The organism is Xanthomonas cannabis pv. cannabis (assembly GCF_000802365.1).
Classification (GTDB): Bacteria; Pseudomonadota; Gammaproteobacteria; order Xanthomonadales; family Xanthomonadaceae; genus Xanthomonas; species Xanthomonas cannabis.
Window position 1 is genome coordinate 1 of the sequence record NZ_JSZE01000140.1, and the last position, 8,365, is coordinate 8,365.

The 8,365-nt window shown below is 68.9% G+C and carries 10 protein-coding genes; 7 read left to right on the plus strand and 3 right to left on the minus strand.

From position 1 onward, the window contains the following. From bioB to lpxO, 7 genes are all read left to right on the plus strand, one after another. A partial coding sequence (gene bioB / locus OZ10_RS18145; RefSeq protein ID WP_039566373.1) for a biotin synthase BioB occupies positions 1-608 on the plus strand: 608 nt, incomplete at its 5' end. A gap of 360 nt (positions 609-968) precedes the next feature. Next, positions 969-2,174, plus strand: coding sequence for an 8-amino-7-oxononanoate synthase (gene bioF, locus OZ10_RS18150; RefSeq protein ID WP_039406063.1), 1,206 nt, complete (start codon positions 969-971; stop codon positions 2,172-2,174). A gap of 189 nt (positions 2,175-2,363) precedes the next feature. Further along, a complete protein-coding gene (locus tag OZ10_RS18155) occupies positions 2,364-2,738 on the plus strand; it encodes a DUF7079 family protein (protein WP_039406065.1) in 375 nt (124 codons plus the stop codon). A gap of 167 nt (positions 2,739-2,905) precedes the next feature. Further along, the gene (gene bioH / locus OZ10_RS18160; protein ID WP_039406066.1) at positions 2,906-3,667 is read left to right on the plus strand and encodes a pimeloyl-ACP methyl ester esterase BioH; all 762 of its coding nucleotides are present in this window, start codon (positions 2,906-2,908) and stop codon (positions 3,665-3,667) included. Between the two features lie 44 nt (positions 3,668-3,711). Next, the gene (locus OZ10_RS18165; protein WP_039415235.1) at positions 3,712-4,494 is read left to right on the plus strand and encodes an SDR family oxidoreductase; all 783 of its coding nucleotides are present in this window, start codon (positions 3,712-3,714) and stop codon (positions 4,492-4,494) included. A 63-nt stretch (positions 4,495-4,557) separates the two neighbouring features. Next, positions 4,558-5,442, plus strand: a complete 885-nt coding sequence (gene bioC, locus OZ10_RS18170; RefSeq protein ID WP_039566374.1) for a malonyl-ACP O-methyltransferase BioC — start codon at positions 4,558-4,560, stop codon at positions 5,440-5,442. A 191-nt stretch (positions 5,443-5,633) separates the two neighbouring features. Beyond that, positions 5,634-6,539: a lipid A hydroxylase LpxO gene (lpxO, locus tag OZ10_RS18175; RefSeq protein WP_039415240.1), complete on the plus strand. Its 906-nt coding sequence runs from the start codon at positions 5,634-5,636 to the stop codon at positions 6,537-6,539. A gap of 98 nt (positions 6,540-6,637) precedes the next feature. Here the strand turns inward: lpxO and OZ10_RS18180 are convergent, their stop codons facing one another. The 3 genes from OZ10_RS18180 to OZ10_RS18190 form a co-directional block, all read right to left on the minus strand. Beyond that, positions 6,638-7,057, minus strand: coding sequence for a nuclear transport factor 2 family protein (locus OZ10_RS18180; RefSeq protein ID WP_039415229.1), 420 nt, complete (start codon positions 7,055-7,057; stop codon positions 6,638-6,640). A gap of 42 nt (positions 7,058-7,099) precedes the next feature. Continuing rightward, positions 7,100-7,717 carry a YdcF family protein gene (locus tag OZ10_RS18185; RefSeq protein WP_039415238.1) on the minus strand — a complete coding sequence of 206 codons (618 nt, stop codon included), beginning with the start codon at positions 7,715-7,717 and terminating at the stop codon, positions 7,100-7,102. Then, positions 7,702-8,365, minus strand: a 664-nt coding sequence (locus tag OZ10_RS18190) for a pyridoxal-phosphate dependent enzyme (RefSeq protein ID WP_039566378.1), incomplete at its 5' end; no start/stop codon positions are given. The genes OZ10_RS18185 and OZ10_RS18190, both read right to left, overlap by 16 nt.

Here is an 8,365-nt window from a genome sequence, read left to right on the forward strand (position 1 = left end):
CACTGAAGGACGCCGGGCTGGACTACTACAACCACAATCTGGACACCGCGCCGGATTACTACGACTCGATCATCCACACCCGCCAATACCAGGACCGGCTCAACACCCTGGAGCATGTGCGCGACGTGGGCCTGAAGACCTGCTGCGGCGGCATCGTCGGCATGGGCGAAACCCGCGACCAGCGCATCGGCCTGCTGCTGGCACTGGCCACGCTGCCGGCGCACCCGGATTCGGTGCCGATCAACCAGCTGGTGCAGGTCGCCGGCACGCCGCTGCATGGTACCCAGCAACTGGATCCGTTCGAGTTCGTGCGGATGATCGCCGTGGCCCGCATCACCATGCCCAAATCGATGGTGCGCCTGTCCGCCGGCCGCGAAGCGATGAGCGACGAGCTGCAGGCGCTGTGTTTCCTGGCCGGCGCCAACTCGATCTTCTACGGCGAAAAACTGCTCACCACCGGCAACCCGGACACCGAGCGCGACCAGGCCCTGTTCCAGCGCCTGGGCCTGCGCCCGATGCAGATCACTGTCGATGCCGCCGACCACGACCACCCGGGCACCGTGCATGCGGATATCACCTGCGGCCAGGCCTGCGAACGCGCGGCATGACCGCGCAGCGCCGCATTGTCGGATGAGCCCGCACCGCGCCTGAGCCGTCCTGCAGCGATGGGCGGGGCCTGCGGCAGGCGTTGCGTTGGAGACAGCGCCTACCTGTCGCCGATCCTGCGGCAGCGCCTGATCGGGCCATCGCCAATCCGCGCTGGCACCGGTAGGACCGGCCCTCAGCCAGCGCATGCCCGGAGCTGGTTACAAGCACTCCCACCCGATCATCCGGACCGTGGCAGAAACGTGCCGTGGACAGCGCGACGCAATCGATCACCCCACCACACCGCACCGGCTGTCGGTGTCGGCTGGGCGAGGTGACCGCGGCACGCTACGCTAGCGGACCTTTTTCGATGTCGACTCCCCATGGCTCGCCCCGATCTGCACGAACGGATTTCGTCGCTGCGCAAGTTGCGCCTCGCCCAGGAACGGGTACGGGTACGCCGCCAGGTCGGTCGCCGCGACGGCGTGCGCCTGGAGATCGATGGCCGTTGGCTGACCGGGTTCTGCTCCAACGACTATCTGGGCCTGGCGCAGCAGTTCGAAGTGGTGGCCGCCTTGCAGGACGCGGCCGCGCGCGATGGTGCCGGCGCCACCGCCTCGCACCTGATCTGCGGCCACCACACCGCACACGAGACGCTGGAGCGCGAAATCGCGCAGTGGCTGGGGTATCCGTCGGCGCTGCTGTTTGGCAGCGGCTTCATCGCCAACCTGGCCGTGCAGCAGGCCTTGCTCAGCGAAGAAGACGATGTCTGCGTGCAGGACCGGCTCAATCACGCCAGCCTGCTCGATGCCACGCGCCTGGCCGGCTGCCGGCTGCGGCGCTATCCGCATCTGGATGTGGAAGGCGCGATGCGTCAGCTCAAGGGTGCCCCCGAGGGCGCGGCGATGCTGGCCAGCGATGGCGTCTTCAGCATGGATGGCGATGTGGCGCCGCTGCGCGCGTTGAGCCTGGTGGCCCGCATGCAGGAGGCCTTGTTCTACGTCGACGATGCGCACGGAGTTGGCGTGCTGGGCCCGCAGGGGCGCGGCTGCGTGGCCGATGCCGGGCTGGGCGTGGCCGAAGTGCCGCTGCAGCTGGTGACGCTGGGCAAGGCGCTGGGCGGCTATGGCGCCGTGGTGGTCGGCGAGGAGGCACTCATCCGTCACCTGGCCGAAACCGCGCGCCCCTACATCTATACCACGGCCCTGCCGCCGGCGCAGGTCGCCGCGACCCTGGCCGCAGTGCGCCTGGCGCGTCGCGACGACTGGCGGCGTGCGCGCCTGGTCGAACTGATCGGCAGCTTCCGCGAGGGCGCGCGCCGCCATGGGTTCGAACTGATGGCCTCCGATACCCCGATCCAGCCGCTGCTGTGCGGCGAAGAAGCCACGGTGATGGCGATGTCGGCCGCACTCGAGCAGGCCGGGTTCATGGTCGGCGCAATCCGCCCACCCACGGTGCCCGAGGGCAAGGCACGCCTGCGAGTGACCCTGTCGGCCCTGCATACCCCGCAGCAGGTGCAGGCGCTGATCGAGGCAATCGTGCAGGCGCGCGACGTGGTCAGCCGGCAACCGCTGCGTGCCTCGGCCTGAGGCGAGCCGCAGTTCATGCACGGCCTGCGCTGGAAGCAGCAGGGGCTACCCGACCAATGCATCGCGTGCACCAGGCGCGCGCGGCGGGCGGCAAGCGCGCGCCGATTCTCCGTTGCAACCGGCCCAGCATGCATCGCACCGGTGATGCAGCGTTTGCGTGTTCGCCATCGATGGCCTCTTTTTACTGATATGCCGCCGGCGACACCACACACAGCCTCGGCGGCGCAGCGCCGCGTATGGGAAGCCTTGTCGCTGCTGTATCTGGACACCGACAGTCGCGACGACAACAGCATTGCGCACGTTTTAGCCGTCTCACCATTCACCCTGGAACAGTTACGCACGATGCTGTTGCACGAGGTGCATCCGGTCCTGATCGGCAATCTGCGCAGCGTGGCCGGCGTCTGGGACGGATTCGATCCCGAGTGGTTGGCCGCGGCGATCCAGGCGCGGCGTGCACGGCGCTGGCGCTGGCCGGCGCATTTGTGCTGGCGCGGCTACGCGCGCACGCAGTGGGCGTTGCTGGCCCCGAAGATCGGCGCTTTGCATGCAGCCGTCTCGCACTGACGCCGACGCGCAGCAGCAGCAGCGCCGTACTTAAACACCCAAGCGCCGATCGGCAAACTGCAATCGGCGACAAGGCCGCCACCATCCGGTATTTCTGAGCCCTGCCGCAGCACCAACGCGCCGCGATCAACGCGTATCGGCACGCAACAATCGGCGACAATGCGCCCATGCATATCGATGTCATCGGCCATGGGCCTGCGCTGGTTCTCCTGCACGGTTGGGCACTGCACGGCGGAGTGTTCGCGCCGCTGGTCGAGCGCCTGTCACCGCACTATCAACTGCATCTGGTCGACCTGCCCGGGCACGGCTTCAGTGGCGACGACAGCACGCCACTGGCCTTGCCGTATGTGGTTGCGGCCATTGCCGCCGCCACCCCGCCTGCGGTGTGGCTGGGCTGGTCGCTGGGCGGGCTGTTTGCGCTGCATGCCGCCGCCACCCAACCGCAGGTGCGCGGGCTGGCGATGATCGCGGCCACGCCGCGTTTCGTGCGGGGCAGCGACTGGCCGGACGCAGTCGAGCGCGACGTGTTCGTGCAATTCGGCAAAGAGTTGACGCGCGATTACCGCGGCACGTTGGAGCGGTTTCTGGCGCTGGACACGCTCGGCTCGGCGCATGCACGCAGCGAACTGCGCAGCCTGCGCGAAACGCTCACCGCACGTGGCGAACCGGCGCCCGAGGCCTTGCAGCAGGGGCTCACCCTGCTCGAACGCACCGACCTGCGCCGCGCCTTGCCGCAGCTTGCACGCCCCAGCCTGTGGATCGCCGGCCAGCGCGATCGCCTGGTGCCTGCCGCCGGCATGCATGCCGCCGCCGCGCTCACCCCGCATGCGCAGGCGCTCACCATTGCCGGCGGTGGCCACGCCCCCTTCCTCGGTCACGCCGATCAAGTGAGCGAGGCACTGCAACGCTTCGTTGCGTCCGTGCCGTGAGCGGATCGCCGATCATGCAACATCGCTGATCGAGGACATACCGCATGGATCTGGGAATCGCCGGCCGCTGGGCCCTGGTCTGCGCCGCCAGCAAGGGGCTGGGGCTGGGTTGTGCACGCGCCCTGGCCGGCGAAGGCGCCAACGTGGTCATCGTCGCGCGCGGCCGCGACGCGCTGGAGCATGCGGCCGAGGCAGTGCGCGCAGTTCCCGGCGCTGGCGAGGTGCGCAGCGTGGTCGCCGATATCGCAACGCCGCAGGGACGCAGCGCCGCGCTCTCCGCCTGCCCGCAGGTGGACATCCTGATCAACAACGCCGGCGGCCCGCCGCCAGGCGATTTCCGCCACTGGGAACGCGACGATTGGCTACGCGCGCTGGACGCCAACATGCTCGCCCCGATCGAACTGATCCGCGCCACCGTCGATGGCATGCGTGCGCGCCGCTTCGGCCGCATCGTCAACATCACCTCCAGTGCGGTGAAGGCGCCGATCGACATCCTGGGCCTGTCCAACGGCGCACGTGCCGGCCTCACCGGCTTCGTTGCCGGGCTGGCGCGCAGCACCGTGGCCGACAACGTCACCATCAACAACCTGCTGCCCGGCCAGTTCGCCACCGACCGCCTGCGGGGCAACTTCGCCACCATCGCGCAGCAGCAGGGCAGCACGCTCGAAGAAGTCGCCGAGCGCAAGCGTGCGGGTATCCCGGCGGCGCGTTTTGGCGAGCCGGACGAATTCGGCGCGGCCTGCGCATTCCTGTGCGCCGCGCAGGCCGGCTACATCACCGGGCAGAACCTGCTCATCGATGGCGGCAGTTATCCGGGCACGTTCTAGCGCCACGCCCGGCCCCATCCATCGATTCCCTCCGCCTCGCCCAGAGGCGACAATAGCGCCGCAATGAACAGCACTTTCGACCCCCGCCACGTCCGGCGCGCGTTTGCGCGTTCCGCCAGCAGTTATGCCGCCGCCGCCGCGCTGCAACGCGAAGTGGAAACGCGCCTGCTCGAATCGCTCGATTACCTGGGCGAACAGGTACCCAAGGTGGTGCTGGATGTCGGCGCCGGCCCCGGCCATGCCAGCGCTGCGATCAAAAAACGCTGGCCCAAGGCGCAGGTGATCGCGCTCGACCAGGCCATGCCGATGCTGCGCCAGGCGCGCAAAGCGGCCGGGTGGTGGAAGCCGTTTGCGCAGGTCTGCGCCGATGCGCGCGCACTCCCCGTGGCCGACGGCAGCGTGGATGTGATCTTCAGCAATCTGTGCCTGCAATGGGTGGAAGACCTGCCGGCGGTGTTCGCCGGCTTCCGCCGCGCCCTGCGGCCGGGCGGCCTGCTGCTGTGCTCGACCTTCGGCCCGGAGACCCTGATCGAGCTGCGCGATGCCTTCGCCCAGGCCGACCCCGCCCCGCATGTCAGCCGCTTCCCGCCGATCGCGCAGTTCGGCGATGCCCTGCTGATGTCGGGCTTCCGCGACCCGGTGCTGGACCGCGACCTGTTCACGCTCACCTACAACGACCTGCCCGCCCTGATGCGCGAGCTGCGGGCGATGGGCGCCACCAACGCGCTCAGCAATCGCCGCGCCACGCTGACCGGACGCGGCCGCTTTGCCGCCGCCAGTGCCGCCTACGAACCGCTGCGCCGGCCCGACGGCACCCTGCCCAGCTCCTGGGAAGTGATCTATGCCCATGCCTGGGCTCCGGCGCCGGGCGCCCCTATCCGCGAACAGGGGCATGACGTCGCCAGCGTGCCGGTGGCCTCGATTCCGATCCGCCGCCGCCGCGATTGAGGCAGTGCACAGTGGCCGCGCCCGCGCGCCGGTTCCGGTGACACACAGTATTGCGCCGGCGCCGCTGTGCAGTGGCCGGGCGCAGCCGCCACACCCGGTAGAATTCATCCGCTAAAGGCTTCCCCTGCCCGGCGTTGCCTGCCGGCGGCCTTCCCCTCTGTTGCGGCCCCCCGCCCCCATTGGCGTTCCCCATGTTGAAGTGGCTCCTCATCGCGCTGTTCATCGCATCGGCGCTGTACATCCATTACCGCGGTCGCGTGCGGCACCGGCTCAGCCGGCAGCTGCTGGACCATTCCACCTTCATGGCGCCGATCAACACCCTGATGTATCTGTGTTCGCGCGTGCCGACCACGCCGTTCATCGACCCGGGCAAGGAGTTTCCCGAGCTGGCGCCGCTGCGCGCCCACTGGCCGGTGATCCGCGATGAAGCGGTGGCGCTGCAGCAGATGCAGAAGATCCGCGCCGCCGACGGCTATACCGACATCGGCTTCAATTCGTTTTTCCGCCGCGGCTGGAAGCGCTTCTATCTGAAGTGGTACGGCACTGCGCACCCGTCGGCAGCCGAGCTGTGCCCGCAGACCACCGCGTTGCTCAAATCCATCCCCACGGTCAAGGCGGCGATGTTCGCCGAGCTGCCGCCGGGCAGCGAACTGCGCCCGCACCGCGACCCGTTCGCAGGCTCCATGCGGTTGCATCTTGGCCTGGCCACTCCCAACGACGACCGCTGCTTCATCGACGTCGACGGCCAGCGCCACAGCTGGCGCGATGGGGAGTGGACCATGTTCGACGAGACCTATATCCACTACGCGCGCAACGACACCGACCAGGACCGCATCATCCTGTTCTGCGACATCGAGCGCCCGATGCGCTGGCGCTGGGCGGCGGCAGTGAACCGCTTCGTCGGCCGCAGCCTGCTCTCGGCCGGTGCCTCACCCAATCAGGAAGGCGACAAGACCGGCGGCATCAACCGCGTGTTCCGGTATTTCTACGCCGCGCGGCTGAAGGCCAAGGCGCTGAAGGAACGCAACAACCCGCTCTACCAGGTGCTCAAGTGGAGCATCTTCATCCTGGTGGTGGTCGGGATCGTGTTGCTGTAACCCGGACCACCCGCGTAGGAGCGCACCCGGGCGCGACCCGCATCGCCGGTAACGCCTCATCGCGCCCAGGTGCGCTCCTACGCAGCGCTAGTCGGCACTCAGCGCGACACCTGCGCGATCCACTCCTGCAGGTTGTAGTAGTTGGTGACGCGGGTGATCTTGCCCTCGCGCACCTCGAAAAAGGCCCCGCCCGGCAGTACGTAGGTCTGCCCGTTGGCTTCCGGCAGGCCTTCGTCGGTGGTGTGGTAGACCCCGTGCACCACGTATTCGGCCCCCACGCGCGTGCCGTCGTCGCTGGCGGTGATCACGACATCGCGCAGCTGCTCGCGGTAACTGTCGTTCATCCGCTGCAGGAAGGCGGCAAAGTCCGCACGTCCGATCTCGCGTGGGCCCTGGTTGAGGTCATGCGCGACATCGTCGGCCAAAAACGCCAACATGCCGTCCCAATCGCCGCGGTTGAATGCTTCGTAATAGGCCTGGACCAGGCCGGTGGCGCGTTGCCGGTTGCTCTCGCTCATGCTCGAACCTGCCGCTGGGAAAGCCGCATCATAGGCTCGCAGTCACGGCCCTTGCACCACCAGATCGCGATGGAAGTAATAGACCTCCTGCAGCAGGAAGCGCCAGCTGGTGTGGAAGCTGCGAAAGCGCGTGCTGGGCGTGGACGAGGCCAGCGCATCCACGCCCAGTTCCTGACTGAGCCGCAGCGCGCGCGCCATGTGCAGCGGGTCGCTGACGATGATCGCCCGATGCATGCCGTGCCGCTCCATCAGCGTGCGCGCCTGTTCCAGATTCTGACGGGTGGTGCGCGATGCGGTTTCGATCACGATCGCTTCCGGCGGCACACCGTGACGCAGCGCGTAACGGCGCGCCACCTGCGACTCGGCAAAGCGCGCGCCGTTGCCGAAGCCGCCGGTAAACAACAGGCGCGGCGCATACCCTTGGGCGTACAGGTCCAGCGCATGCCGGATGCGTTCTTCGAACACCGGTGAGGGACGTGCGTCGTAGGCGGCCGCGCCCAGCACGATGATCACATCGGCCGGTGCGGCCTGGTCGCGGTCGCCCACCCACACGATCCACCCGGCCACCGCCACCAGCCAGATCACTGCCAGCATGCATAACCGCCAGCCCCAGCCCCACAGGCCGAGCCCGCGCCGACGCCTGCTCACGCGGCGGCCCAGGGCACTGCGTCCAGGTCGACGTTGCCGCCGGACAGGATCACCCCCACCCGCTTGCCGGCAAACCGCGCCGGGTCGGCCAGCAGCGCCGCCAGCGTGATCGCCGACGACGGCTCCACCACCTGCTTGAGCACCTGCCAGATCAGCCGCATCGCCTGCACCACGGCGGCATCGTCCACGGTGACCACCTGCGCGCCAGCCGCCTGCAGCAGCGCGAAATTCGGCGTGCCCAGGGTGCCGCGCAGACCGTCGCAGACGGTGTCGGGGATGAAGTCGACCAGGCGCTGCCCGGCCGCCAGCGAGCGCGCGGCGTCGGCCGCGCCGCTGGGCTCGGCCAGCACCAGCGCGCATCCGGGGGCGGCCTGCAGCGCCAGGGCCGCCCCGGCAGCCAGCCCGCCGCCACCGACCGGTGCCAGCACCACATCCAGCCCACCGCTCTGGTGCAGCAACTCCAGCGTGGCAGTGCCCTGCCCGGCGATCACCGCCGGATCGGTGTACGGATGCACGAGGGTCGCTCCGACACTGGCCTGCACCTGGGCACACAGCTGCTCGCGCGCGGCGATGGTCGGCGCACAGCGCCACAGCGTGGCGCCATGCCGGGAAATATTGGCCAATTTGGCGGCCACCGCGCCCTCGGGCACCACCACATGG